Genomic DNA, 24,599 nt, shown 5'->3' with positions numbered 1-24,599 from the left:
GTATCGCATGAAGCCTTCCTTTGGCGGAGACAAAGATAGAAAAAATATTTAATTTAATTTGGAATTCAACACAGTACCTCTGTGTTTTTATTCAATTCCTATTTGATGCTCTGAAGTATATTAGAGCTATAACTCCTAAGGCGTGAAGCTCCTGATAACTCCCTTTAACTACTTCCATTCTGGAATATGAATAATTCAGGATAGAATGGTATAAATCGAATAATTTTATCTAAATTTGTCCTTCAAGTGTGGCTGAATAGCATAACAACGAAACAAATGGATACAAATAGCAATTTCAAACTATGGCTCGAATTTGAACATGTCGACTATTCCAACTCGGACTTGGAGAATGATTTTTGCAATATTCATGTTGATTTACCCGATGGCAGGCATTACGGCATTAACGTATGGACATATAAGTTTCTGAACACAGCCATTCTTCAGGATAAAGAACAAGGACATAATCTGAACGGATTATACTTAACCCCTCCCGATTTATTTGTGAAAGAATTGACCCGAGAATGTATTGAAAAGGTTATTGCTGATATATTAAAACAGGGAGATATCGAAAATATACTGAATCCTTCTGTAGCGAATCACTTCACTATAGAATAAACAGCCCGCATCACCCAATACTGATGCTCGGTATCATCCATATCGAATGGATATTCCACCCACGAATTCAAGGAAAGTTTTATCTGCCCATTATCAGCACCTTCGTATATTCCCCACTTCATGCCTTCGTTACCCAGAAGCATTCCAAGCTTATTGGTAATGCGATGCACATTTTCTTTATTCACTTCTTCGTAAATCAGCACATCGCCTTGCTTGTAATTCAACCCTGCCGGCAAATCATCCGGATTTTCAAGTTCTAAAGCAAGCAACCGGAAACGGGAAGCACCCGGAACTAAAATATTTGGCAGCTTTAATAAAAAATCGTCTTCTTTATACCGAATTGCAAATTCCTTTAGATACATAAGAGGTACAAAAGGAATAGAAACCAACTGTTCTGCTATTTTAAGTTTCTCAGTTTCTAAAACCAGCTTTGTATTATAATGTAATAACTGGTTTACCGATAAGTCCTTTTCTATAAAGTCGGCCAATGGTATGCCAAAATAATTGGCAATCTTTATCACCATATCAATTTTTGGCTCAGCCCGAAACTCCTCATAAGAAGATATATTTCCTCTGGTAAGTCCGAACAAGTCAGCAAAGGATTGTTGGCTCAGACTTCTAATGTTTCGTATCTTCTTTATATTTTTTCCTATTTGAGTCATAAAATTGCTAAAATTATTTGCAATATCAAATTATTTATCTACTTTTGCTAAAAGCTTTTGCAAAGCTAGCTAAAAGTTTTGAGTTTTGAGTTATGAGTTTTGAGTTTTTAATCGAATTTGAAACAAATAGAATAACTTGGAATCCCAAAAAGCAAAACTCAAAACTCATAAACTTAAGAACTTAAAAACTTAAATACTATGTATTTCAAGAAAGTTGAATCATTTATAGCAAAGTTGGGATATTCCGTATCTTACCAAAACCAAAAAGAAGGAATATTTTGTATTGACGGAGAAGATGATGGTATAAAAAACCTCATTATAGGAGTAGCACCTCCCATTCTTATTATTGAGCAATATCTTTTCACGCTGAAAAGCGATGATAAAGAGATACTAAAATCCTTGTTAATAAAAAACAGAGATATCATACATGGAGCATTTGTATTGGACGAAGAAGGAAAGAAAGTTATCTTCCGCTACACCCTGCAGATAGAAAACCTCGACATGAACGAATTCGAAGGAGCATTAAATTCTCTGGGATTACTACTGAGTGAGTATTACGAACAAATAATTGAATTTAGTAAAAAGTAGAGAAGGAGGTAAAGTGAGGTAGAGGAGGTAAAGTAGCAGACTTTATACTCTTTATCTACTCTACCTAACTTTACCTAACCTTTACCTAACTCAAAAACTTAGATATTATGAACATTTTTAAAAGATTATTCAGAATTGGCCAGGCAGAAATGCATGCCGCAGTCGATAAAATGGAAAATCCTATCTGCATGACAGAACAAGGTATCCGCGAAATGAGAGAAGACCTGGATAAAGCAATGGAAGCATTGGCTCAGGTAAAAGCGCTAGCTATACGAACCCGAAACGATAAGAACAAGAAAGCTTCGGAAGCCGAAGATTACGAAAAGAAAGTAGTTCTCCTACTATCTAAAGCACAAAAAGGTGAACTGGATATGGCACAGGCCGAACGATTGGCTAAAGAGGCATTGGTTCTTAAAGATGGGTTAACAAAAGAAGTTAAGGTACTGGAAGAGCAACAACTGATTCATGAAAAATCGGCCGACGAAATCCAGAAGAATGTAGATGTGCTTAAATTCAATATCACCAAATGGGAGAATGAATTAAAAACATTGAAATCGAGAGTACGGGTAAGCAAAGCCACCAAAGAGGTGAATAAACAAATGGCTCGTATCGACAGTAACAGCACCATAAGCATGCTCGAACGGATGAAAGAAAAGGTAGAAGAGGAAGAAGCACTTGCCGAAGCTTATGGAAATATGGCTGCACAGAACACTTCGCTCGACGATGAGATAAACAAGGCCATAGGCGATAGCGGTAAAGAAAAAGTAAACCAAGAGCTCGAAGAGATCAAAAAGCGGCTCGGCATAGAATAAACAAGAATGGAACTTAATATTTTTATACTATCTTTGGGACTATTAATTGTGTTAATAATATCCTTCTTACTTTCAATATTTGTTTAACATGAGCGAATTCTTCTACAACCTGATGCACCCGCTTCCCAATGCAGTGATGACTGTAATTATGGGAGTACTAGCTCTTTACTGGCTCTTTACCCTACTTAGCGGAGCCGGAATGGACGACCTCGACCTGGGTTTAAACTTCGACGTAGATGTTGATGCAGATGTAGATGCCGACATTGATGCAGATACAGACGCAGACAGTGATAGCAGTTTGGATACCGATGAGCCCGGTTTCTTCATGAAGTTCCTTAACTTTATGAATGTAGGTAGAGTGCCCTTTATGCTGGTATTATCAACTCTGAAGTTTTTTACCTGGATAGGTTCACTAATAACTACCCAACTGGTAAACGTAACTACATGGGGAGCGTGGTCGTTACTGATACTTTTACCACTGTTGTTTCTGGCAGTATTTTTCACAAGGTGGACAACCAATCCACTGGTAAAACTCTTCAAAGAGATAGGATACCGCGGCGAAGAAGCCATTGATTTTCTGGGAAGAAGAGGTAAAATGATATCCAGTATTCAAGGCGATAAAGTAGGGTGTGCCGAAGTGGTTGTAGACAAGAATCCTATCCGTTTAAATGTGCGCAGCATTGATGGTGAAACAATTAGCTACGGAGATCCCATTATCATTGCCGATGAAACGGACGATCAGAAAATTTATCTGGTAAGTAAAGAAATTAGTATAAGAAATTTTTAAATTAGTTACGGGTTACACTCGTAACTCGTAACTTGTAACTTGTAACTCGTAACTATTAAATAAAACAAACGACTATGGATCAAATTATTATTATTGTAGCCGGAGCAGCGATTTTCTTTGTTCTCGTTCTGCTGGGAATGTTAGCCACTTTCTACAAAAAAATCCCCCAGGGAAAAGCAATCGTTCGTACCGGAGTAGGCGGAACTAAAGTTGCATTCAACAAAGGTATGTACGTGATACCTGTTTTCCACAAAATGGAAATTATGGATATCTCTTTAAAGAAAGTTCAGATTGAGCGTATGCAGCATGATGGACTTATTTGTAAAGACAACATCCGTGCAGATATCAAAGTAGCATTCTTTGTACGTGTAAACAAGTCGGTAAACGATGTTATTAATGTGGCCCAGTCCATTGGTACATCCCGCGCCAGTGATATTTCGACCTTGAAAGATATATTCGAAGCTAAATTCTCCGAAGCCCTAAAAACCGTAGGTAAGAAGTTCGACTTTATTGAACTGTACGAAGCCCGCCGCGAATTCCGCGATGAAATTATGAACATCATCGGAACCGACCTGAACGGTTATGCACTCGACGACTGTGCAATTGACTACCTTGAACAAACCGAACTACAGTTTTTAAGCACAGAAAATATTCTCGATTCGGAAGGTATCAAAAAGATAACCGATCTCACTGCTGCACAGAACGTTAAATCGAATCTGATTCGCAGAGAGGAAGAGAAAGTTATCAAAAAACAAAATGTAGAAGCACGCGAAGCTATTCTTGAATTGGAAAGACAACTGGCCGAGAAAGAAGAAAAGCAAAGACGCGAGATTGATAACATCAAAGCACGCGAAGAAGCCGAAATTCAGAAAGTACGCGAAGAAGAACGCCTGAAAGCTGAAACCGTTCGCATCACTACTGAAGAGGCACTGGCCATACAGGAAGAAAATAAATTGCGCCAGATTATTATTGCTGAGAAAAACAAACAACGCACCGAAGCTATCGAGGCCGAACGTGTTGAAAAAGACCGTGCCCTTGAGCGCACCGAACGCGAAAGAGTTGTTACACTGGCAGAAATCGACAAACAACGTGTACTTGAAATTGAAAAGAAGAACATTCAAGATGTTATCCGCGAACGCGTTCAACTGGAAAAAGGTGTAGTTGAAGAACAACAGAATGTGAAGGACATTGAAGCTTTCCGCGAAATAGACCGTAAGAAACAAGTAGGAATAACAACCGCCTCGCAAGAAGCTGAACAAGAATTAATCCTGACCGTTAAGCAAGCAGAAGCTGCCAAACTTGCTGCCGAAGAAAAGGCTAAAGAATTGCTGATTGATGCAGAAGCTCAGAAAGAAGCCTCGGCTAAACAAGCTGAAGCTCGTAAAATTCTGGCTGATGCCAAAGCTCGCGAAGATGCTACTTTCGGACTTGCCGAAGCAGAAATTATCAAAGCAAAAGCAGAAGCATTGGAACTACAAGGTACTACCGAAGCCAATGTAATTGAGAAAAAAGCTCGTGCAGAAGCTACTGGTATTGAAGCTAAAGCAGAGGCCAAAAAGAAAGAAGGTCTTGTTGAAGCCGAAGTTACTAAAGAAAAAGCACTTGCATCTGCCGTTGGTGAAGCAAGTATTATTGAAAAAACTTCGCTTGCCGAAGCTACAGGTATTGAAGCCAAAGCCGAAGCTAAACGCAAAGAAGGTTTAATGGAAGCCGAAGTTACCAAAGAAAAGGCGCTTGCCGAAGCTGTGGGTATTGAAGAAAAAGCTGCCGCAATGAAGAAACTGGATGGCGTGGGCAAAGAACACGAAGAGTTCAAACTGGCACTTCAGAAAGAAAAAGATGTGGAACTGGCTCAAATCAACATCCAAAAAGATATTGCCAACGCACAGGCAAAAGTGCTTTCGGAAGCATTGAAGAACGCCGATATCGACATTGTAGGTGGAGAAACCATGTTCTTCGAAAACATTGTGAAACAAATATCCAATGCAAAAGGCTTCGACCGTTTGGTAAACGAAAGCCAGAACGCAACCCAAATAAAGAATGCGTTGTTAGGTGATTCATCCGAAGGCGATTTGCTGAACCGTATCCGCGAATTTGCTGTTAAATCGGGCATAACAACAGAGGATATTAAGAATCTTACTATTTCTGCACTTATCCTGAAAATGCAGCTTGCCAGCAAGAGCGATGAAGACAAAACTTTCCTGGGTAATCTGATGAAGATGGCTAAGTCCATGGGAGTTTCAAATCAGAAATTGGGTTGATTTACGATTTGACTTAACTCCTTAATCCGCATGGAATTCCTCTCCCTTGAGGGGAGAGGTGCCCAAAGGGCGGAGTGGGGAGTTAAAAAACAAATACTATGGGCAAACTAATCAACAGAGACGACCAAAAAGCATTCCGTAAGAAACTACGCAATGAGCCAACAGCTGCTGAAACCACTTTATGGAAATTTCTGCGAAACAAACAGCTGGAAGGATTAAAATTCAGAAGACAACAAGGATTCGGTTCTTATATTGTAGATTTTTATTGCCCGGAACTACAATTAGTCATTGAACTGGATGGTGAAAATCATTTCTATTCAGAAGAATACGATGATGCCCGAACACAATATTTGCAGAAAGAAGCAGGTATTACAGTTATGAGATTTGAGAATAAAACTGTGTTTATGAATTTAGATCTGATTATTTCAGAGATATTAGAATATAGGGATAAGAAAAACAATTTATAGTTTTCTACTCCCCACTCCGCCCTTTGGGCACCTCTCCCCTCAAGGGAGAGGAATCGATGCCGCATTGGTATTAATAAAAACAATGCCACACGGTGCCCAAAGGGCGGAGTGGGGAGTAAAACAACAAGAATTCAATATGCAAGATACAGCCAAAAAGCCTGCCGAAACCCTCGAAGCAGGAACTTATGAAATAATCCGCAAGCGCCTGCAAGCGCAAAAAGATGAACTTTTAACCCGCCTCAACTCACTGAACGAAGCGCGAAAAGAAGTATTCACCTCAACAGAATTTTCACTCATTGCCAACCAGCGCATCAACACAGAAAACAACTGCGAGGCACGCGGTATCATGGCATTTGCCGGCCTTTGTATCTTTGGTTACAATGTACATTTCGGACTGCGCTCCGACATACAACTGAGCGACGTTTTCAGTATTTACCTGTTCGAAAACAATCAGTTCGTACCTCAACCCCTCACACTTATTGAGGACGAAACCTTTATAACCGACTATAAAAATCTATATAAATATTATCGCGATTCCATTTTCTCGAAATTCCGCTGTACGGAGAATTATCTCTACATGATTTTCCAGACAAGCAAGAACATGGAAGACCAAAAGGCTTTCAAATGGCTTATCAAAGGCGATAAACTAATTTATCAGGACGACCGCAGCATACACGAGGTAGTTAAAGCACCTCAACATGAGTTTAAGTGGATCAAAACTACACTCGACGACCGCCGACTGGGAGCACATCCACATGTTTCTATCCTCGAGAAAGTGTTTATTGAAGCAGTAGGTGGCGACATTACTTTCAAAATTGAGGATAATACACAAACCGGTAAAGGAATCTATGCCGAACCTGTAGAAAACCGCGACCAACAACTGGATGATGCCGATTACTATTATGCCGATCTGGGTAATCTTATCCTTATCCGCATTAAACCTTATCAGGAAGACTTCCGTACGTATGTGTTTAACACACGTACCAAAGAAGTTGTTAACATACCCATGCTTAATGATGCGGGAATACTTTTGCCCGACAATCATGGAGTAATGTTTCCCAACGGTTATTATCTGCAAAACGGAGAGCACAAAATATTCGAAAGTGACCTTACCGGACTGGAGTTTTTCCGTAAAATTGCCTCACCTAACGGGGAAGATTATCTATACGTCTTCTATCAAAATAAACGGAATGTATATGTGTTGATGTCGTACAACATCATCAACCAACAAGTTGAAACACCGATAATTTGTAGTGGACACACACTTTACAATGATGGTACACTTATATTCTTCCGCTCGGAACTGGAAGCAACACGCCACCATCAGGTACAGATATGGCGCACACCTTACTCGCGCGCTTTAGTCGAGAATTATGAGAAGCGCGACAATGTACTTTATAAAATAGGTAATAAAGACATTGTAAAAGCCATGGCCGAATGCCAAAGCGTTATCCACCTGATTAATAAAGAAGATACTTACGAAGGACTTTACGAGGATATCGTAAAGAAATCTAACGATATAGTCGATGCCTATTTCTGGGTAAATGATCCGGCTACCTTTATACTGGCCGAACCTTTAAAGCAAATAAAAGATGTAGCCAACACTGCTATCGACGAATTTGAGAAGGTAAAAGCTCAGAAAAAGCATGCAGCCGAAGTGCTGGAAACCACCGATGAGAAGGTTAACAAGCTACTCTTCAACATTAAAAGTACCCGTTTCGAAACACTTGACCAGCTTGTTAAGTTACTGGCCGAAACCCGTAGCATGCAAGGAGAGGTTATTGAACTGGCCAATGTTCGGTACATTGATATGGAAAAAATCGGCAAGCTGAAAGAAACCCTATCGCAAACGGCTGTCGACCTTTCTGATAAAACGGTTCAGTTCCTGCTCGGTGATGAAGCCCTCCTACCCTACGAAAACATGGTGGTTGAGCAGAAAACACAGGTGCAGGAAGTAACCAAAGTTGTCGATGCACAGGTTATTGAGGAAAACTGCAAAAAAATATCAGCCGAGCTGGAACTCCTGATTGACATCCTCAATAGCCTGAAAATCGACGATACCACCCAAACAACCAAGATTATTGAAAAGATATCGCTTATCTTTTCTTCGCTCAACGAAGTACGGGCACAACTAAAAAAGAAGGTAGACTCACTTAAAAGCAAAGAATCTATTGCCGAATTCCGTGCACAGCTAACATTGCTTGAACAAAGCATTGTTAACTACCTGGAACTTTCGACCTCGCCCGAACGCTGCGACGAATATTACACCAAAGTAAGTGTACAGATTGAAGAACTGGAAAGTAAGTTTGCCGACTTTGATGAATTTATTCTTATTATTGCCGATAAGCGAAACGAAGTTATTAAAGCCTTCGATGGCAAGAAAGCTCAGCTTATTGAACAGATAAACCGCCGTACCTCTTCACTGGAACAAATTGGGTTACGGGTTCTTAAGAACATCGAAAACAAAGCCCAGACCTTTAAAACGCGCGAAGACATACAGGTATTCTACTCTACCGACCTGATGGTAGATAAGGTACGCAAACTGTCGGAAGATCTTCGTCAGTTGGGTGATGTATCGAAAGCGGAAAATCTGGAAAACAATCTTAAAACATCGTACGAAGATGCCCTTCGTATATTGAAAGATAAATCGGAACTGTTTGCCGATGGCGAGAATATCATCTCACTGGGTACATACAAATTTGCCGTAAACAAGCAATCGCTCGACTTAACTGTGGTACGCCGGGATGATAAGTTGTTCTTCCACCTTACCGGAACCAATTTCTATCAGGAAATGAAGAACGAGGAAATAAATCGTTATCATAGCATCTGGGATCAGGAAGTGGTTTCCGAGAATCGTTTGGTGTACCGTGCCGAATACCTGGCTTACCTGGCTTTCCGCGAACAACAAAAGCAAAAAAACTTTGATGTAAATGCCTTCATATCCAAAAAGATAGAGCAAAGTTATTCCGAATCCTATCTGAAAGGAGTTCATGATTTTGATGCTATAGCCATCTACAATGCACTATACACTATTCACGGCCAACTGGGAGTTCTCTCCTTCCGTCCGCAAGAGCGTGTTGCTGCACAATTGTTCTGGTACAGTATTCCGCAGGAAGAAAAAGACCTGTTGAAGGGGCTTATCACTTCGGCCAATCATGTATTAAAAGCATTTCCGGCTTCGAAAAACTACCAATATGTAATTCAAAGTATCCAGAAGAATTATTGCGACTGGAATACCTATTTCAATTCCGAAAAGATTTTTCCGGAAAGAATTGCCATGTATCTGTTCCTTGAACTGGCCGATGCCAACTCATTCACCATAACAGAGCAGTCCAAGAGTTTCAAAGAAGAATTTCTCTCTTACTTGCGCACCCAGAAGCTGACTTCAAACTTCGAGGCCGATTTAGCAGATAAATCATTCACCACAGTCGAACGTTTTTTACTTACACGCAACTGGTTGTCATCCTTTATCAGCCTATCGCCCGAATATGAAAAATATAAAAAATACACCGGCGAAACTGCTTGCCAGTTAATGCTGAAAGATTATACATTCGAGTTACGTAAAAGTCCGGATCTTATTGAGGTGAGCGACCTTCGCGGCTCGCATCCGGTTATTGTGAATAACGAGTACAAAATAGACTTCCATCGTTTCAAGCAAAAGATGAACTACTTTGTAGAAACCAGTGTACCCCGCTTTACTGAGTTCAATGAGTTGAAAGAAAGTGTTATTGCCAACTACCGCAGATCACTTAAAATCAACGAGCTCAAGCCACGTGTGCTTACTTCTTTTGTACGTAACAAGCTTATCAACCAGGTTTACCTGCCACTTATTGGTGCCAACCTGGCTAAACAGATGGGAGTTGCCGGCGACAACAAACGTACCGCCCGTATGGGTATGTTGCTGCTTTTATCGCCTCCGGGATATGGTAAAACAACACTTATGGAGTATCTGGCAAACATCATGGGACTGAACTTTGTGAAAATCAACGGACCTACAATCGGACATTCCATTACTTCCATAGACCCTGCCGAAGCTAAAACATCAGGCGCTCGCGAGGAATTAAAGAAGATCAACCTATCTTTCGAGATGGCGGATAACGTAATGTTATACCTCGATGATATTCAGCACTGTAGTGCCGAGTTCCTTCAGAAGTTTATTTCACTTGCCGATGGCCAGCGTAAAATGGATGGTATATTCGATGGGGAAAGCAAAACTTACGATTTGCGTGGTAAACGTTTCTGTATCATTATGGCTGGTAACCCTTACACCGAAAGCGGTGAGAAGTTCCAGATACCCGATATGCTTGCCAACCGTGCCGATGTGTACAACCTGGGAGATGTAATTGGTGATTCGGCTAATTTGTTTAAACTTAGTTTATTGGAGAATGCGATTGTTGAGAATCCTTATATCCAGAAGGTAGCCGGAAAGAGTTTCAACGACTTCTACAACCTTGTTGAGTATGTTGAATCGGGAAGTGATATGATGCCCGACCTCGAGGCCAACCATACCACACAGGATATTGACGATTTTGTTGCTGTAATCCGCAACAGTTTAATGGTGCGCAATGTAGTACTGAAAGTTAATCAAAACTATATAGCCAGTGCAGCCATGCAGGATTCGTACCGCACAGAACCTTCATTTAAATTGCAAGGTTCGTACCGCGACATGAATAAAATGATTAGTCAGTTGGTACCTTTAATGAATAAAAACGAGGTTACAACCTTAGTCCTTAATCATTACGAAAGCGAAGCCCAAACACTAACTGCCGACAGTGAAGCAAACCTGCTTAAGCTGAAAGAAATAGCAGAATTATTATCTGATGCCGATAGCGAACGTTGGGAACATATTAAAACTGTGTTCAACAAGAATAACAAATTCGGAAGTATTGATAAGGAAAATCAAACAGGACAGGTGCTAATTCAATTGGCTGAGTTTAATGATAATCTGGAAGGTATACGCAAAGCAATAACTAAAAAATAGAATGGAAGGAGTTATCGCTTCGCTAGGAGTTAAAGGAGTTAAAGTTAAATTCTATAAGCTATGGGAGGTGAAGGACATTCGTTGGACATGATACGACGCCTTGCAGATAACCGAAAACTGCAAAAGATACGCCGTGAAAGAAACCGTGAACTATACAAAAAACTAGTTGAAGGCACGTTATCTGGCGACGATTCCAATTTAACAGTTGAGGAGCAAGAGCGTATTATGGCTGAAATAAAAGAATATAAGCAATTCAAGAAACAGCAAACCAACAGTATGATGCTTATTGCTTTGGGAATTATTGTTGTAGCAGTTATTGTAGTGTGGGTTATTTTAAAAATCTGCACAGTTTTATAAGGCCAACGACCTTATAGCTTCTAGCTCCGAGGCTTACAGCCTCGTAACCATGCGGTATCCCTCACGTAGGCCGTTGGCCTACGCTAGAAGCTATTAGGCCGTTGGCCTATTTTGAAACTTAATTCAGCCCAGACGTCAACTCACTATAAACCTCTCTCAGTTTCTTAAGATTGGTTAGTTTCTTCTCTCCAATCCGGGCTAAGAAAGATGTTAATAGTTCTATCAACGCTTTGTTATGCAGCGTACTGATATTAAGCATATTACCTTCAAGCAAATCAATAAATCGTTTTAAGGGCAGCCACTTGGTATGCAGTAGTTCTGCCATATTCTTTCCCAGATATACATTATCTATCAGATTATATTGCACCTGTTCCATCCAAAGAGAAGCTGCATAATCCTTGATTTCTTTTGCCGGAGCAAAGAACGAGAGTGCCAATAACAGATAACCCATTTCCGAAAGAGGCAAACGAAGCTTTATTAATGTACTAAGTGCATTTACCAAACTGCCCTTCTCGCCCATATCCATAGAATTATAAACACGGATATTCCGTATGTAGGCTCCAATTATTGCATCCGGATTATAAGGATTTGATACTATTAACCTTTCAACATCGCCAGCCCAAAGAAAACGACTGCGATGCATAGCATAAGCATACTCGGATACAAATGTACTTTCATTGTGTTTCTTAACGTTATAAGTAGGAAGTTTTAAACGCAAGATTATAGTTCTATAATCATCCTCAACCCATTTTAAATTGCTGGTAAGTTCCTCTACAACCCATTTAAAATTGCCGGTTATATATTCGGTAGGAATGCCGCCAATACCCAAAGTTGGCCCGAATCCCCATTGAGTAAATTGCTGAGGCAACGTATGTGGGTGTTTATTTAAAGCAGCACATAGCCACCATTCGGGATGCTTTACTTTGGTAGGTGCTTCAACAGCGGGGTCGAAAAGATAAACAAGTACATCGCGCACCTCTCCTGTTAATGTTTGCTGTGCCAGTTTAAAGGCCTCATTGGTATTATCCTGTGCACAACGCTGTATGGCCTGTTGCATATCTAACCGGTAAGGCATTTGATTATTTTGCTGATACACCTGTAAACGTTGTACCAGTACAACAGGATCAATCCACAATGGAGCATGCGTAGGAGTTGACAGCAAATTGAAAGAAGTTTCTTTGCGAATACTATCTAACGTTTTTAAAAGAAGAAAATAAAGAGGGTACAGTTCGGGGTGTTCAATCTTCTTCTCCCAATTACTCATATTGAGGTCTGTTTCTTTTGACAGTGTTTTCAGATATTCCGAGGCACCGGGAAACTTTTCATTCAGTAGCTTACCATAGCTTACAAAGAAAGCAGCAGTAGTACGATCGGCCAAACCTATCTGAGGATTCCAGTTATTAATGCATTTAACAGCCTGTTTGAATACCGGTTCTAACTGGGCAACCTTTTCAGCAGTAAGTTGTGGATGGAACTGTTGCACATAAACCGGAAACATAAATGCATGCCAGGGCTCATTGTTGTCAAACACCTGCCCGGCAAAGAAGAGGTAATCTTCAAAGCTGCTTATAGCCGGTATTTCGTTTTCGCTACTTATTAATGATGGTAATGGTTGCACTTCCACATCCAAGATTTGTGCAGAAGCCACTTCGGACTCGGGTATTGCTTCCAGGAAACCAGAAAGTAATGGCTTTACCGATGATAGTATGTATTGTGTATATCCGGCAAGAGGAAGACTTACAATGTTGTTCGTTCCGTATTTGGCAATCAGTTTTGCCAGTTTCTTTTGTATACCTTCGTCGTTGTTTACAAAGCCATCAATCAAAGCCAGACAGACAGGTTCTTTCAATTCCGGCCGTTCTTTAAGCAGATTCTCACAGATGGCAATTGTACTGTTAACCACAGCTTTAACGCTCGAAGCCAACAATACCGGAACCTGAGTTAAAAACTCATCAGCAAGAAAAGATGACTCTTTAGAGAGATTCTTTATACAACTCAATGCATTGTTTATAGGTTTGCTTTGTGGTGAAGTTAGCACCTGAAACAGTTCCGGTTGCAGGGAAAGAAGTTCTTTGGTAGTTGGCTGTAAAGCATCGAAAAGCTCAACAAACCAACCTATTTGATTCTTATTGAAATTACCATTTGCAGTAAGCAAACACTCTTTTAGTAATCGTAACCTATCCAAATGGCCTTGCAAAGCTAACTGCCTGAAAATCTTACTCCAGTTATCATCCTCGTTCTCAAGCCCATAATAGTTATAGTTAATACTGGTTGGATAAGAGAATAACAACCAGATATGTTCCGAAAGTGTTTCGGGATACTCTAATAGTTTTTCTACCCTCATTGAATGCATGGGCGTTTCGTGCCTGAAAAACACAAAGGGATGTGCCTGCAATGTGGTAGTAATCAGTTCGGGCGTAAGGGTTATGTATCCCTTTTTATACCACCGCATGATTTCTTCATAGGTAAAATCCCTCCATTGCGGATTGGTGTGGTTGCTGTTTATAAATTCGCTCATCCAATCGGGGCAATACCATTCCAGTATATCGTCTATCCGGATTCGTTCTATCAAATCCTGTTGCGAGTATTCATGAAACTTTATAAAGCCACTACTTAAATGACTAATTTGCACCCGGTTGCTAATTTGTACCCGGTTGCGTTTATAATCGGCAAAGCTAAAACAAACAAATGCAGCTATCGAAGCTATGGCAAATTGTGTATGGGTACCATTTATAGTTGAACGTTTGTTTTTATATTCGTAAGTAGAATAATATTTTATCCGTTCCTTTATTACAAGAGATAGTTTTTTGCGTTCCTCGCCGATTAGTGATTTAAGAAAGGGGATAATATCGTCTATTTTTTCTTCCTGCAAGATATCGAGTAATTTTTGTTTCATGCCCTCCTCCATTTTACTATTTGGAAATCTGTAATTAAACAAACTATATTGTTATTCTTATCCTTTCCGATATAGCTTTCATAAAAGCCTTCGCCAAAACCGGTTGAGAATACAGCCATATTTCGATGTATAATACCAGTGTTTCCGCTAGTTTCCAGTGCGCGCTGAATGCCCGATGTTACATTGTGCGAAGCCTCACGCTGATAGGCCCAAAAAGTTTCGACATCAGCAAAAAAGCCAGCACCCATATCTACACTATAGCCATACAAATAGCTGGGTCTGGGTTTAGAATCATCTGTCATGGCTATATCCCAGGTTGCTATTTCTTTGTTACTGAATCTAATTTGAGCCAATGCCACCCGGGTATCGCCAAATTGTTTAGCCAGAGCCAGCTCTACCGGAAAAGACCCTTTGGGAAACTGAGGATATAATTCGTTGCACGATACATAAAGCGGATCGCCTACAGCTATTTTACCCGAAAATATTTTTATTTTTCCCAATAGCAGCTTTTCAAAGACCCATCCCTTGCATACACATCTGGGTTTATTAAAGGCAGATTCAAGTAATCCGTGAATTTTAAATCCCCTGATCTGGGGACAGGGTTTTGGTGTAGCCAGGCGGGTATCCAGCGGACCATCTTCTTCAATTTTCACAAATCGCGAATGCTTAAATAGTTCCCAATGCAAATTCATATAGGCATCATCGCCAATTTCATAAAACTCGTTCGCAACAAAGGCATCAAAGGGAATTACATTCAGCGTTTTGTAGTTAATTGCACCAACAAACCAATCTGTCCATTTCAAAAACATCTCGGCAGCCTTTTCTTTCTCTCCTATTTTTATGAAACTATAAGCCATGTCACAATAATCTTGCTGATAATAGACTTCGGTTTTACATTCATCGTAAGCCCTCCAAAGTCTCATTTCAATATCGTACATGGATTTTCTTAATGCCAGATAGTGGTCGGCAGTTGTAATTTTATTCTTCTTTACCTTAGTGCGATTCATGCTTTCAAGGTAAGCCAGGATTTTCTTGGCCTCATCGGTTCTCTTTGTTTTAGTAGCAGCAACACTCACAAGTAGCCAATCGAACTCGTGTTCTCTTTCCCAAATAGATTTCATAAGATGATAATACCTGCTATCACCAAATGCAAATACCAGTAGATTCATCACTCTGTTCCAGTCTTTGGTAAAATAGGCAACCAACTGGGCAAACACATACGTTGTTAGAGGGTAATATCTTTGACCCATCTTTAACAATTCGTCCATTCCTTCTTCAATTCTACCTCTGCGAATTTTCTCGCATCCGCCATGAAAATGTCTCGATACCAAATTGGGTAGTGGTTCGGTAGTACAATAGGTTTCAGGAATGTGAAACTGGTAGTTTATAATAATTTCCCTGTTTCTCTCTAAATCGGTTTTCATTAAATCAAATACTCCACTTCTTTAAAAGCATACTGCCTGCGTTTTCCTTGTTCATCTTCTAACACCAAAAAGCCTTCGGGAAGTACCTCTACAATACGGGCAGAGAATGTTCCTTCGGCATCACGGTATGGATAATAACCATCATTGCGGTAAAGCATGCTGTAATATGTTTCGTCTATTTCGTTTCTTCTTTGTTTCAGAATATCATAGTAGTATTGCAGATGCTCTATTACATCTTTAAGCATATCTTTTATTCCGAAAACATGATTAGTGATATTAAAAAGCGATACCGGGTTGGGGAGTGAGCTATCGAAACTTTCTTGATTAATATTTAATCCAACCCCAATAATACTTTGCTTTATCTCGGCTCCCTGAATATCGTTTTCTATTAATATACCACATATCTTTTTATTTTTCCAGTAGATATCGTTTGGCCATTTTATTGTAATACCATCAACAAACATATTGAGGCTGTGCCTTATTGCCAAAGCTGCAATTTTAGATAGATAGAATTGTTTGCTTACTTCAAGAAAATCAGGTTTAACATAGATACTACACAACAGGTTTTTGTCTTTTTCGGATATCCAATGGTTGCCCCGTTGCCCTTTTCCGGCAGTTTGAAAACCAGCAATAACCGAGCTGAATGCTGGTAGTGGCCCTTTTTTAAGTAATTCCTGAAGATAGTTATTGGTAGAGTTTGTTTCGTCTACATATTCCTGATAAGTATGTGGTGTCATGATTTCAATTTTCAACTTATTAAAACATTGGGGGATAAAAAGCCTCTTCTATATGATCTATTTTAAAGTTACCTTCCTGCCCAACTACACTGATAATATCGAACCGAACAGGAGCATCAATCCTAAATATCTTTATATATGCATCGGTAGCCTGAACTATCTTTTTTACTTTTTGCATATTCACTGCATCTTGTGGTAATGAGTAGTTTGTGTTTTGCCGGGTTTTTACTTCAACTATAACCAGTTCATTATCTTTTGCAGCTACAATGTCCAGCTCCAGATGTCCTCTGTGCCAATTTCGATGCCGGATAACATAACCATTATCCTCAAGATATGACACTGCTGCATTTTCTCCAGCTTCACCAAGTTCGTTATGCTCTGCCATTTTGTTTGTTTTCTCACAAAAATACACTTTTTATTTTTTGTTATTACATAAGTAAAAGTAATTTTGCAGAGAATTATGAAGAAAAGGGATAAAAATTGTGTCAGAGTCTCTGTTAATGAGCCAAAACGTCAGCAAAAGATGACATGTTTACTGACTGAAGAAGAACTGCGTATTATAGAACGCTATCTGGAAAAGTATAAAATTTCCAACCGGTCGCGTTGGATGCGCGAAACTCTTCTTGCTTCTGTTATGAGAAAAATGGAAGAGGACTACCCTACCCTTTTCAACGAACACGATATGAGAAGATGAATGACATTTCATTTATGAAACAAGCCCTTATCGAAGCAGATAAGGCTGCCGAGAAAGGCGAAATTCCTGTTGGTGTTATTATTGTGAGCCATGGACGCATTATTGCCAGAGGGCATAACCTTACCGAAACATTAAACGATGTTACCGCTCATGCCGAAATGCAATCTATTACTGCTGCCGCAAATGTATTGGGAGGAAAATATTTAACCAACTGTACCATCTATGTTACTGTTGAACCTTGTGTTATGTGTGCCGGAGCAATTGGTTGGGCACAAGTAAGCCGGCTTGTTTTTGGGGCTGCCGATGAAAAAAGAGGGTATCAACGGTTTGCACCGGATGCTTTGCATCCTAAAACAGAAGTGGTTCAGGGGGTACTGGCCGATGAATGTAGTCGGCGAATGAAGGAGTTTTTTAAGGCGCGGAGATAATTCATTGCGTCTGTATCTCACCGAAGATACTTTTGTATCTCACCGAAGATACTTTTGTATCTTGCCTAAGATACTTTTGTATCTCGCCTAAGATACTTTTGTACCACCAGCGTGGTACTTTTTTCTCAAGGGCAAAAAAACAGTGGTACTGTAAGATTCTGATTTTCAAAACAATAGAATTTCAACAAAATCAAAACAAAGCATTATATACCATTATATACCAGAGTGGAAGGAGTTATAACTCTTCGAAATCCACATACTCACCATCATCTTTACCGAATACTTTTTTGCGGTCTTTGTTCTGGAAATCAGTAAATGATTCTTTTTTTTGTTGCGTGTTAGTACGTGTATTGTTGTTTCGCGATTGCTGACCCGGGTTTGTACGGCGGCCAAAACCAAATAGAGAACGAACAACAGTGCCTATTATTGATATTCCGAATAGCAATACAACAAGTATAATAATGAAGATAAATCCTAAAAAAGAGAACATAGGCTAAAACTATTAAATAAGTAAAACAGTATTAAAACAACAAGTGTGCCAAATGTGTTCGTGATTTTTATGCTTTCTTTCGTGTAAAGAGAGAAAGAAGAATATACCATGCAATACTTGCAGCTATACCGCTAACCTTAAGGAATATAATAAGTACAATACAAACAACCAGAAAGAGTATGCGAAGCTTATTCTCATTCCAGGTAAGAGTCTTAATTTTTAATGAGAACATAGGAATCTCTGATACCAGTAAACCCGAAAACAGAAAAACCAGTAACAACAGATATATTGCATTGAATTGCGACGAAGTTAAAAAGCCATGTGCTCCAACAATTAAAGCAGCCCAGAATAATGCGTTGGCTGGTACAGGCAACCCTACAAATGAATCGGTTTGCCGGGTGTCGTTGTTAAACTTAGCCAACCTCAGTGCTGAGAACACAGCCAGAACAAATGCAAGATATGGAAATAAATCACTTACACCAGTAAGGAATGAGGGGTAAGTTACCTCTTTAAATAAGGAGAAGAGCATCAGAGACGGAGCCATACCAAAACTGATATCATCGGCCAATGAATCCAAGTCTTTCCCAATAGGCGATGGAGCATTCAGTACCCTTGCAAGCATTCCGTCGAAGAAATCAAATACTGCACTAAGAATAATAAAGATGAGTGCCAATGTATAATTCGCTTCAAAAGCCATAACACAAGCAATACAACCAGAGAAAAGGTTGAGGCAGGTAACAAAATTAGGTATGAAGCGTATAACCATTCCGTTTTTATTTTAATTTGGCAAGGATTGTTTGATTACCGGTAGTTTTTTGTCCCATAGCTACACATACCTCTGTGCCTATAGGCAAATAAACATCCACGCGCGATCCGAATTTAATAAATCCCATGTGTTCGTCGATAAAGCATTCTTCACCCACTTCGGCATAGGTAACAATACGGCGTGCCATAGCTCCTGCAATCTGCCGGGCCAGCACTTCTACACCTTCGGGGGTTTTAATAACAATCGTTGAACGCTCATTTTCGGTACTTGCTTTGGGCAGCCATGCTTTCAAGAACTTACCATTATGATGTTCTACCTTCATTACAGTACCGTCAACCGGATACCAGTTGGCATGTACATTCAATACACTCATAAAGATAGAAACCATTAAACGGCGGTCGTGAAAGTACTCATGTTCATCAACTTCCTCTATAACTACAATTTTACCATCGGCAGGAGCTACTACTATTCTCTCACTTGCCTGTTCGAAAACACGGATAGGACAGCGGAAAAAATTAACTACCAGCGAATAGAGTACAATGCTTATGGCTAGAATAATATAAAAGATAGGATTACACCCGAGGAAGTAATACACAGCCGAATTTAAGATCAATAATATCAAAAAGCCTCCAATCAAGATGTTCGTACCTTCGTGGTGTATTCTGATTTTCTTTAGCTTCTGTAAACGTCGGCCCATAAATTAGTTTTAAGTTGATACATTATTAGCTGCAAAAATAGACTTATTTTAAAAATCAAACAAGTAATTGAGAGAGAAATAGATGATTTGATAACTTTTTGGAGAAAAACTTTGCTGAAACACATAGTCATTGTAACTTTGGTCATCAGTTTTGAGTAGTGAGTAGTGAGTTATGAGTACCATGCGGAATTAAAATCATAGTTCATAACTCACTACTCATAACTCATTACTCAAAACTCATTACTCATTATGCACGATTTTGTTCATTTACACGTCCACACCCAATATTCGCTCTTAGATGGTCAGGCAAGCGTAAGCGCATTAGTCGATAAAGCTATAGCCGATGGAATGCGGGGCATTTCTATTACCGATCATGGAAACATGTTCGGAGTCAAAGAGTTCTACAACTACGTCTCCAAGAAAAACGGCAAAGTAAAAGGTGAAATTAAAGACCTGAAGAAAAGCATTGCTGAACTGGAAAAAAGCGATGCCGAAAACAAAGAAGAAGAATTGGCTAAGCTGAATGAACAACTGGAAGCTGCTAATAAACGACTGTTCAAACCCATCATCGGTTGCGAGATGTATGTGGCACGCCGCACAATGGATAAAAAAGAAGGTAAGCCCGACCAAAGCGGTTATCACCTTGTTTTACTTGCCAAAAACGAAACAGGATACCATAACCTTATAAAGCTGGTTTCAAAGGCCTGGACCAATGGGTATTATATGCGCCCGCGTACCGACCGGAACGAGCTGGAGAAATACCACGAAGGCCTGATTGTTTGTTCGGCATGTCTGGGGGGTGAAGTACCCAAAAGAATCACTGCCGGACAGATGGAAGAGGCAGAAGAAGCTGTACAATGGTACAAAAACCTCTTTGGAGACGACTACTATCTTGAAATGCAAATGCACAAAGCAACTGTTCCAAATGCAAATCATGAAGCATACCCCTTGCAAGTTAATGTTAATGAAAAGATTATAGAACTTAGCAAGAAATTCAATGTTAAGCTGATTTGTACAAACGACGTTCACTTTGTTAACGAAGAGCATGCCGAAGCTCACGACCGTCTTATCTGCTTAAGTACTGGTAAGGACCTGGACGATCCGAACCGTATGTACTACACCAAGCAGGAATGGATGAAGACACGCGAGGAAATGAACGAACTCTTTGGCCATATTCCCGAGGCACTTACTAATACTGTAGAAATATGTGATAAAGTGGAGTTCTATACCATCGACAACCCACCTATCATGCCAACCTTCGAAATTCCTGTAGAGTTTGGAACCGAAGAAGAATACAGGCAAAGGCTCACCGAAAAAGATTTGTTCGATGAATTCACCCAAGATGAAAACGGCAATGTGGTGCTTAACGAGAAAGAAGCCAAAGCCAAAATAGATAGTCTTGGTGGTTATGAAAAGCTATACCGTATTAAATTGGAAGGTGATTACCTGAAAAAGCTTACCTACGATAAAGCTCCTAAATATTACGGCGACCCGATACCGAAGGAGGTGAAAGAACGACTCGACTTTGAGCTGCACATCATGAAAACGATGGGTTTCCCGGGATACTTCCTTATTGTGCAAGACTTTATTGCCGCTGCCCGTGGAATGGGTGTATCGGTAGGTCCGGGACGTGGATCGGCTGCCGGATCGGCTGTAGCTTATTGTTTGGAGATTACCCGTATAGACCCTATTAAATACGACCTGCTGTTTGAACGTTTCCTTAACCCCGACCGTATATCACTCCCCGATATTGATATCGACTTCGACGATGATGGCCGTGGCGAAGTACTGCAATGGGTAACCGAAAAGTATGGATACGAAAAGGTAGCGCACATCATTACATATGGTACAATGGCTACAAAGAGTTCCATCAAAGATGTAGCCCGCGTGCAGAAACTACCTTTGTCGGAATCGGACAGATTATGTAAGTTGGTTCCTGACCGAATACCGGATAAGAAGATAAATCTACGGAATGCCATTGAATTTGTACCTGAGCTACAAATGGCCGAGGCCTCGCCCGACCCAATGGTACGCGATACCATTAAATATGCTAAGATACTCGAAGGTAATGTGCGCAACACAGGTGTACACGCTTGTGGTATTATTATCTGCCGTGATGATATAACCGATTGGGTACCCGTAAGCACTGCCGATGATAAGGAAACCGGCGAAAAGATGCTGGTTACCCAGTTTGAGGGTTCGGTAATTGAAGAAACCGGACTCATCAAAATGGACTTCCTGGGACTGAAAACCCTTTCTATTATTAAGGAAGCCGTTGAAAACATTCGCCTGCGTCATGGAATAGAACTTGATATTGACACCATTGATATTGAAGACTCGCTGACCTATCAACTATATAGTGAAGGGAAAACAATTGGTACATTCCAGTTCGAGTCTGGCGGTATGCAGAAATATCTTCGAGAGCTTCAACCAACTACTTTTGAAGACCTTATTGCGATGAATGCTCTTTATCGCCCAGGTCCTATGGATTACATCCCCGATTTCATCGACCGTAAGCATGGACGCAAGCCTATTGAGTATGACATCCCAGTGATGGAACAATACCTGAGCGACACCTATGGTATTACGGTATATCAGGAACAGGTCATGCTCCTGTCTCGTCTGTTGGCCGACTTTACCCGTGGTGAATCTGACGCTCTTCGTAAAGCAATGGGTAAGAAGTTGCGCGACAAACTGGATCAGATGAAACCCAAATTTGTTGAAGGTGGAAAGAAGAATGGACACGACCCAAAGATATTGGAAAAGATATGGGGAGACTGGGAGAAGTTTGCATCATACGCTTTCAATAAATCGCATGCTACATGTTACTCGTGGGTAGCTTATCAAACAGCCTATCTTAAAGCACATTACCCAGCCGAATATATGGCTGCCGTAATGAGCCGAAACATTTCGAACATTACGGAAATCACCAAGTTCATGGACGAATGTAAAGCCATGGGCATGGAAGTACTTGGACCGGATGTGAATGAAAGTAACTTGAAATTTACCGTTAACCCCAAAGGAGATATTCGTTTCGGGCTAGGAGCTATTAGAGGTGTAGGCGAAGGGGCTGTTCAGGCTATCATGGAAGAACGTGCAAAGAATGGACCATTCAATGGGATATTCGACTTTGTTCAGCGTGTTAATCTGAATACCTGCAACAGGAGGAACATTGAAAACATTGCTTTGGCTGGCGGATTCGATAACTTCTCGGAAATAAAACGCGAGCAATTCTTTGCAGCAAACGCTAAAGGCGAAGTATTTCTTGAAACCTTGGTTCGGTACGGAAATAAATATCAAACAGATAAGGCAATGGCCACCAACTCCTTATTTGGTGGTGATAACATTATAGACATTGCCACCCCCGAGATTCCACCGGCTGAACGCTGGAACGACTTGGAACGGTTGAACCGCGAGCGCGAGTTAGTAGGAATCTACTTATCGGCTCACCCATTGGATGAGTATAGTATTGTGTTGAATTATTTATGTCCTACAAAGATGGTTGATCTGGAGAATCTGGAAGCCCTTTCTAACCAAGAACTTACAATGGGTGGAATGGTGGTTGCCACACGTAAAGGCATTGGCAAAACAGGTAACCCATATGGCTTTGTGAAGATAGAAGACTTCTCTGGTTCGCACGAACTAGCTTTCTTTGGAGCAGATTGGGTGAATTTCCAAGGATACCTTTATGAAGGAACATTCTTATATATTAAGGCTAAATGCCAACCCAAAAAGTGGAGAGAAAACGAATTGGAAATCAAAGTCAATAAGATAGAACTCTTATCCGATGTAAAAGATAAACTGATTGAGAAATTCACCATCACAATCCCTTTGGCAGCTTTGAATTCTGCCTTGATTACCGAGTTAGCCATTCATACGAAGGAACAACCTGGCAAAACCGAACTCTATTTTAAAGTGATAGATTCCGATGACGCATCGCAAACGTTGGACTTTGTTGCACGACCCGTTAAAATATCGGTAGGCAAAGGCCTGATGTCTTACTTAGAAGAACATCCTGAACTGAAATTCCACATTAATTAGTTGAGAATTGAGAGTTGAGAGTTATAATGAATGCTGCATGGAAACTCTCAACTCTCAATTCTCAACTCTCAACTAAATATACTATCTTTGCAACAACAAAGAAGTATTACATTTGTTAATACAACAAACAAATAAACTAAAATAAAATGGCATTAGAGATTACAGACAACAATGTAGATGAAATCATGGCAAAAGGATTGCCAGTAGTTATTGACTTTGGAGCAGAATGGTGCGGACCATGCAAAGTTGTATCTCCTATTATTGATGAACTGGCATCAGAATATCAGGACCAGGTTATTATTGGGAAATGTGATGTAGATGAGAATACTGAACTTGCTGCACGATACAACATTCGTAATATTCCAACTATCTTATTTATAGAGAATGGTAATGTTGTTGATAAACTGGTTAGCGCAGTTCCAAAGGATAAAATAGAAGCTAAGATAAAGGCATTATTATAGTTGAAAGTTGAGAGTTGAGAGTTGAAAGTTACCATGCGGTATCTTAACTCTTAATTCTCAACTCTCAACTCTCAACTCTCAACTCTCAACTCTCAACTAATATGAAAGACGATTTCTTACTCGATGAAACCGATGATGAACAAACAATCGAATTCATCAAAAACTATCTTCCACAGGAATTAAAGGAAAAGTTCACTGATGATGAACTTTACTATTTCATGGATGTTATGGACGAGTTCTATGCCGAAAGCGGTATACTTGATGCTGAACCCGACGAAGAAGGGTATGTAAACATTGACCTTGAAGAAGTGGCCAAATTCATCGCAGCCGAAGCAAAGAAAGATAAAATAGGGGAATACGATCCCGAAGAGATCTTATTTGTTGTACAAGGCGAAATGGAGTATGGCAACAGTATTGGGCAAGTAGAGTAATGAG

Annotated in this window: 21 protein-coding genes; 13 read left to right on the top strand and 8 right to left on the bottom strand. The window is 40.1% G+C overall.

What is annotated here, in order from left to right; translation table 11 throughout:
• Window positions 1–276: 276 nt before the first annotated feature.
• Window positions 277–615, top strand: coding sequence for a hypothetical protein (locus D0T85_RS12420; protein WP_163213670.1), 339 nt, complete (start codon window positions 277–279; stop codon window positions 613–615).
• On the opposite strand, the gene D0T85_RS12415 is transcribed toward D0T85_RS12420, so the two are convergent.
• A complete protein-coding gene (locus tag D0T85_RS12415) occupies window positions 597–1,277 on the bottom strand; it encodes a helix-turn-helix domain-containing protein (RefSeq protein ID WP_163213668.1) in 681 nt (226 codons plus the stop codon). The two genes, D0T85_RS12420 and D0T85_RS12415, sit on opposite strands and share 19 nt — an antisense overlap.
• Window positions 1,278–1,475: 198 nt before the next feature.
• On the opposite strand from D0T85_RS12415, the gene D0T85_RS12410 reads away from it, so the two are divergent.
• From D0T85_RS12410 to D0T85_RS12380, 7 genes are all read left to right on the top strand, one after another.
• Window positions 1,476–1,865: a YbjN domain-containing protein gene (locus D0T85_RS12410; protein WP_163213666.1), complete on the top strand. Its 390-nt coding sequence runs from the start codon at window positions 1,476–1,478 to the stop codon at window positions 1,863–1,865.
• Window positions 1,866–1,972: 107 nt separating this feature from the next.
• The gene (locus D0T85_RS12405; RefSeq protein ID WP_163213664.1) at window positions 1,973–2,677 is read left to right on the top strand and encodes a PspA/IM30 family protein; all 705 of its coding nucleotides are present in this window, start codon (window positions 1,973–1,975) and stop codon (window positions 2,675–2,677) included.
• Window positions 2,678–2,765: 88 nt separating this feature from the next.
• The gene (locus tag D0T85_RS12400) at window positions 2,766–3,464 is read left to right on the top strand and encodes an OB-fold-containig protein (protein WP_163213662.1); all 699 of its coding nucleotides are present in this window, start codon (window positions 2,766–2,768) and stop codon (window positions 3,462–3,464) included.
• Window positions 3,465–3,538: 74 nt separating this feature from the next.
• Window positions 3,539–5,725, top strand: a complete 2,187-nt coding sequence (locus D0T85_RS12395) for a flotillin family protein (protein ID WP_163213660.1) — start codon at window positions 3,539–3,541, stop codon at window positions 5,723–5,725.
• 98 nt (window positions 5,726–5,823) lie between these two features.
• Window positions 5,824–6,192, top strand: a complete 369-nt coding sequence (locus D0T85_RS12390) for an endonuclease domain-containing protein (RefSeq protein ID WP_163213658.1) — start codon at window positions 5,824–5,826, stop codon at window positions 6,190–6,192.
• Between the two features lie 82 nt (window positions 6,193–6,274).
• Window positions 6,275–11,173: a DNA repair ATPase gene (locus D0T85_RS12385; RefSeq protein WP_203558471.1), complete on the top strand. Its 4,899-nt coding sequence runs from the start codon at window positions 6,275–6,277 to the stop codon at window positions 11,171–11,173.
• Window positions 11,174–11,233: 60 nt separating this feature from the next.
• Window positions 11,234–11,530 carry a DUF4127 family protein gene (locus D0T85_RS12380; protein WP_163213656.1) on the top strand — a complete coding sequence of 99 codons (297 nt, stop codon included), beginning with the start codon at window positions 11,234–11,236 and terminating at the stop codon, window positions 11,528–11,530.
• Between the two features lie 118 nt (window positions 11,531–11,648).
• On the opposite strand, the gene D0T85_RS12375 is transcribed toward D0T85_RS12380, so the two are convergent.
• From D0T85_RS12375 to D0T85_RS12360, 4 genes are read right to left on the bottom strand one after another with little or no spacing between them, the layout of a single operon-like run.
• Window positions 11,649–14,426 carry a DUF6493 family protein gene (locus D0T85_RS12375; RefSeq protein ID WP_163213654.1) on the bottom strand — a complete coding sequence of 926 codons (2,778 nt, stop codon included), beginning with the start codon at window positions 14,424–14,426 and terminating at the stop codon, window positions 11,649–11,651.
• Window positions 14,423–15,850 (bottom strand): DUF4241 domain-containing protein, encoded by a 1,428-nt coding sequence (locus D0T85_RS12370; RefSeq protein ID WP_163213652.1) that lies wholly within the window; start codon window positions 15,848–15,850, stop codon window positions 14,423–14,425. Before D0T85_RS12370 ends, D0T85_RS12375 begins: the two co-directional genes overlap by 4 nt.
• Window positions 15,850–16,587 (bottom strand): biotin--[acetyl-CoA-carboxylase] ligase, encoded by a 738-nt coding sequence (locus D0T85_RS12365; RefSeq protein WP_163213650.1) that lies wholly within the window; start codon window positions 16,585–16,587, stop codon window positions 15,850–15,852. The genes D0T85_RS12370 and D0T85_RS12365 overlap by 1 nt, the downstream gene beginning before the upstream one ends.
• A 19-nt stretch (window positions 16,588–16,606) precedes the next feature.
• A complete protein-coding gene (locus D0T85_RS12360; RefSeq protein ID WP_163213648.1) occupies window positions 16,607–16,972 on the bottom strand; it encodes a YraN family protein in 366 nt (121 codons plus the stop codon).
• Between the two features lie 75 nt (window positions 16,973–17,047).
• Between D0T85_RS12360 and D0T85_RS12355 the strand changes: the two genes are divergently transcribed.
• Both D0T85_RS12355 and D0T85_RS12350 read left to right on the top strand, forming a co-directional pair.
• A complete protein-coding gene (locus tag D0T85_RS12355) occupies window positions 17,048–17,281 on the top strand; it encodes a hypothetical protein (protein WP_163213646.1) in 234 nt (77 codons plus the stop codon).
• On the top strand, window positions 17,278–17,709 hold the full coding sequence (locus tag D0T85_RS12350; protein ID WP_163213644.1) for a nucleoside deaminase: 432 nt from the start codon (window positions 17,278–17,280) through the stop codon (window positions 17,707–17,709). The genes D0T85_RS12355 and D0T85_RS12350 overlap by 4 nt, the downstream gene beginning before the upstream one ends.
• 235 nt (window positions 17,710–17,944) lie before the next feature.
• On the opposite strand, the gene D0T85_RS12345 is transcribed toward D0T85_RS12350, so the two are convergent.
• The 3 genes from D0T85_RS12345 to D0T85_RS12335 form a co-directional block, all read right to left on the bottom strand.
• On the bottom strand, window positions 17,945–18,199 hold the full coding sequence (locus tag D0T85_RS12345) for a DUF4834 family protein (protein WP_163213642.1): 255 nt from the start codon (window positions 18,197–18,199) through the stop codon (window positions 17,945–17,947).
• Window positions 18,200–18,266: 67 nt separating this feature from the next.
• Window positions 18,267–18,965, bottom strand: coding sequence for a CDP-diacylglycerol--serine O-phosphatidyltransferase (pssA, locus tag D0T85_RS12340; RefSeq protein WP_163213640.1), 699 nt, complete (start codon window positions 18,963–18,965; stop codon window positions 18,267–18,269).
• A gap of 7 nt (window positions 18,966–18,972) precedes the next feature.
• The gene (locus D0T85_RS12335; RefSeq protein WP_163213638.1) at window positions 18,973–19,662 is read right to left on the bottom strand and encodes a phosphatidylserine decarboxylase family protein; all 690 of its coding nucleotides are present in this window, start codon (window positions 19,660–19,662) and stop codon (window positions 18,973–18,975) included.
• A gap of 249 nt (window positions 19,663–19,911) precedes the next feature.
• Here D0T85_RS12335 and dnaE point away from each other — a divergent pair, with 249 nt between their 5' ends.
• The 3 genes from dnaE (at window position 19,912) to D0T85_RS12320 (ending at window position 24,595) form a co-directional block, all read left to right on the top strand.
• The gene (gene dnaE / locus D0T85_RS12330) at window positions 19,912–23,703 is read left to right on the top strand and encodes a DNA polymerase III subunit alpha (RefSeq protein ID WP_163213636.1); all 3,792 of its coding nucleotides are present in this window, start codon (window positions 19,912–19,914) and stop codon (window positions 23,701–23,703) included.
• A 146-nt stretch (window positions 23,704–23,849) separates the two neighbouring features.
• Window positions 23,850–24,164: a thioredoxin gene (gene trxA, locus D0T85_RS12325; RefSeq protein ID WP_163213633.1), complete on the top strand. Its 315-nt coding sequence runs from the start codon at window positions 23,850–23,852 to the stop codon at window positions 24,162–24,164.
• Window positions 24,165–24,265: 101 nt separating this feature from the next.
• The gene (locus D0T85_RS12320) at window positions 24,266–24,595 is read left to right on the top strand and encodes a hypothetical protein (protein ID WP_163213631.1); all 330 of its coding nucleotides are present in this window, start codon (window positions 24,266–24,268) and stop codon (window positions 24,593–24,595) included.
• Window positions 24,596–24,599: the final 4 nt, after the last annotated feature.

The sequence above is a fragment of the Bacteroides sp. 519 genome (genome assembly GCF_010500955.1).
Classification (GTDB): Bacteria; Bacteroidota; Bacteroidia; order Bacteroidales; family Bacteroidaceae; genus Bacteroides.
The sequence above is the reverse complement of the archived record's forward strand: the minus strand, read 5'-3'. Positions and strand labels throughout refer to the sequence as shown.

Excerpts from the sequence above, each read along its gene's own strand:
- D0T85_RS12320 (WP_163213631.1), top strand. The coding sequence starts at position 24,266 with ATGAAAGACGATTTCTTACTCGATGAAACCGATGATGAACAAACAATC.
- D0T85_RS12375 (WP_163213654.1), bottom strand. The coding sequence starts at position 14,426 with ATGAAACAAAAATTACTCGATATCTTGCAGGAAGAAAAAATAGACGAT.
- D0T85_RS12415 (WP_163213668.1), bottom strand. The coding sequence starts at position 1,277 with ATGACTCAAATAGGAAAAAATATAAAGAAGATACGAAACATTAGAAGT.
- D0T85_RS12345 (WP_163213642.1), bottom strand. The coding sequence starts at position 18,199 with ATGTTCTCTTTTTTAGGATTTATCTTCATTATTATACTTGTTGTATTG.
- pssA (WP_163213640.1), bottom strand. The coding sequence starts at position 18,965 with ATGGTTATACGCTTCATACCTAATTTTGTTACCTGCCTCAACCTTTTC.
- D0T85_RS12355 (WP_163213646.1), top strand. The coding sequence starts at position 17,048 with ATGAAGAAAAGGGATAAAAATTGTGTCAGAGTCTCTGTTAATGAGCCA.
- D0T85_RS12360 (WP_163213648.1), bottom strand. The coding sequence starts at position 16,972 with ATGGCAGAGCATAACGAACTTGGTGAAGCTGGAGAAAATGCAGCAGTG.
- D0T85_RS12335 (WP_163213638.1), bottom strand. The coding sequence starts at position 19,662 with ATGGGCCGACGTTTACAGAAGCTAAAGAAAATCAGAATACACCACGAA.
- D0T85_RS12405 (WP_163213664.1), top strand. The coding sequence starts at position 1,973 with ATGAACATTTTTAAAAGATTATTCAGAATTGGCCAGGCAGAAATGCAT.
- D0T85_RS12365 (WP_163213650.1), bottom strand. The coding sequence starts at position 16,587 with ATGACACCACATACTTATCAGGAATATGTAGACGAAACAAACTCTACC.
- dnaE (WP_163213636.1), top strand. The coding sequence starts at position 19,912 with ATGCACGATTTTGTTCATTTACACGTCCACACCCAATATTCGCTCTTA.
- D0T85_RS12395 (WP_163213660.1), top strand. The coding sequence starts at position 3,539 with ATGGATCAAATTATTATTATTGTAGCCGGAGCAGCGATTTTCTTTGTT.
- D0T85_RS12390 (WP_163213658.1), top strand. The coding sequence starts at position 5,824 with ATGGGCAAACTAATCAACAGAGACGACCAAAAAGCATTCCGTAAGAAA.
- D0T85_RS12370 (WP_163213652.1), bottom strand. The coding sequence starts at position 15,850 with ATGAAAACCGATTTAGAGAGAAACAGGGAAATTATTATAAACTACCAG.
- D0T85_RS12385 (WP_203558471.1), top strand. The coding sequence starts at position 6,275 with ATGCCACACGGTGCCCAAAGGGCGGAGTGGGGAGTAAAACAACAAGAA.
- D0T85_RS12410 (WP_163213666.1), top strand. The coding sequence starts at position 1,476 with ATGTATTTCAAGAAAGTTGAATCATTTATAGCAAAGTTGGGATATTCC.
- D0T85_RS12420 (WP_163213670.1), top strand. The coding sequence starts at position 277 with ATGGATACAAATAGCAATTTCAAACTATGGCTCGAATTTGAACATGTC.
- trxA (WP_163213633.1), top strand. The coding sequence starts at position 23,850 with ATGGCATTAGAGATTACAGACAACAATGTAGATGAAATCATGGCAAAA.
- D0T85_RS12400 (WP_163213662.1), top strand. The coding sequence starts at position 2,766 with ATGAGCGAATTCTTCTACAACCTGATGCACCCGCTTCCCAATGCAGTG.
- D0T85_RS12380 (WP_163213656.1), top strand. The coding sequence starts at position 11,234 with ATGGGAGGTGAAGGACATTCGTTGGACATGATACGACGCCTTGCAGAT.
- D0T85_RS12350 (WP_163213644.1), top strand. The coding sequence starts at position 17,278 with ATGAATGACATTTCATTTATGAAACAAGCCCTTATCGAAGCAGATAAG.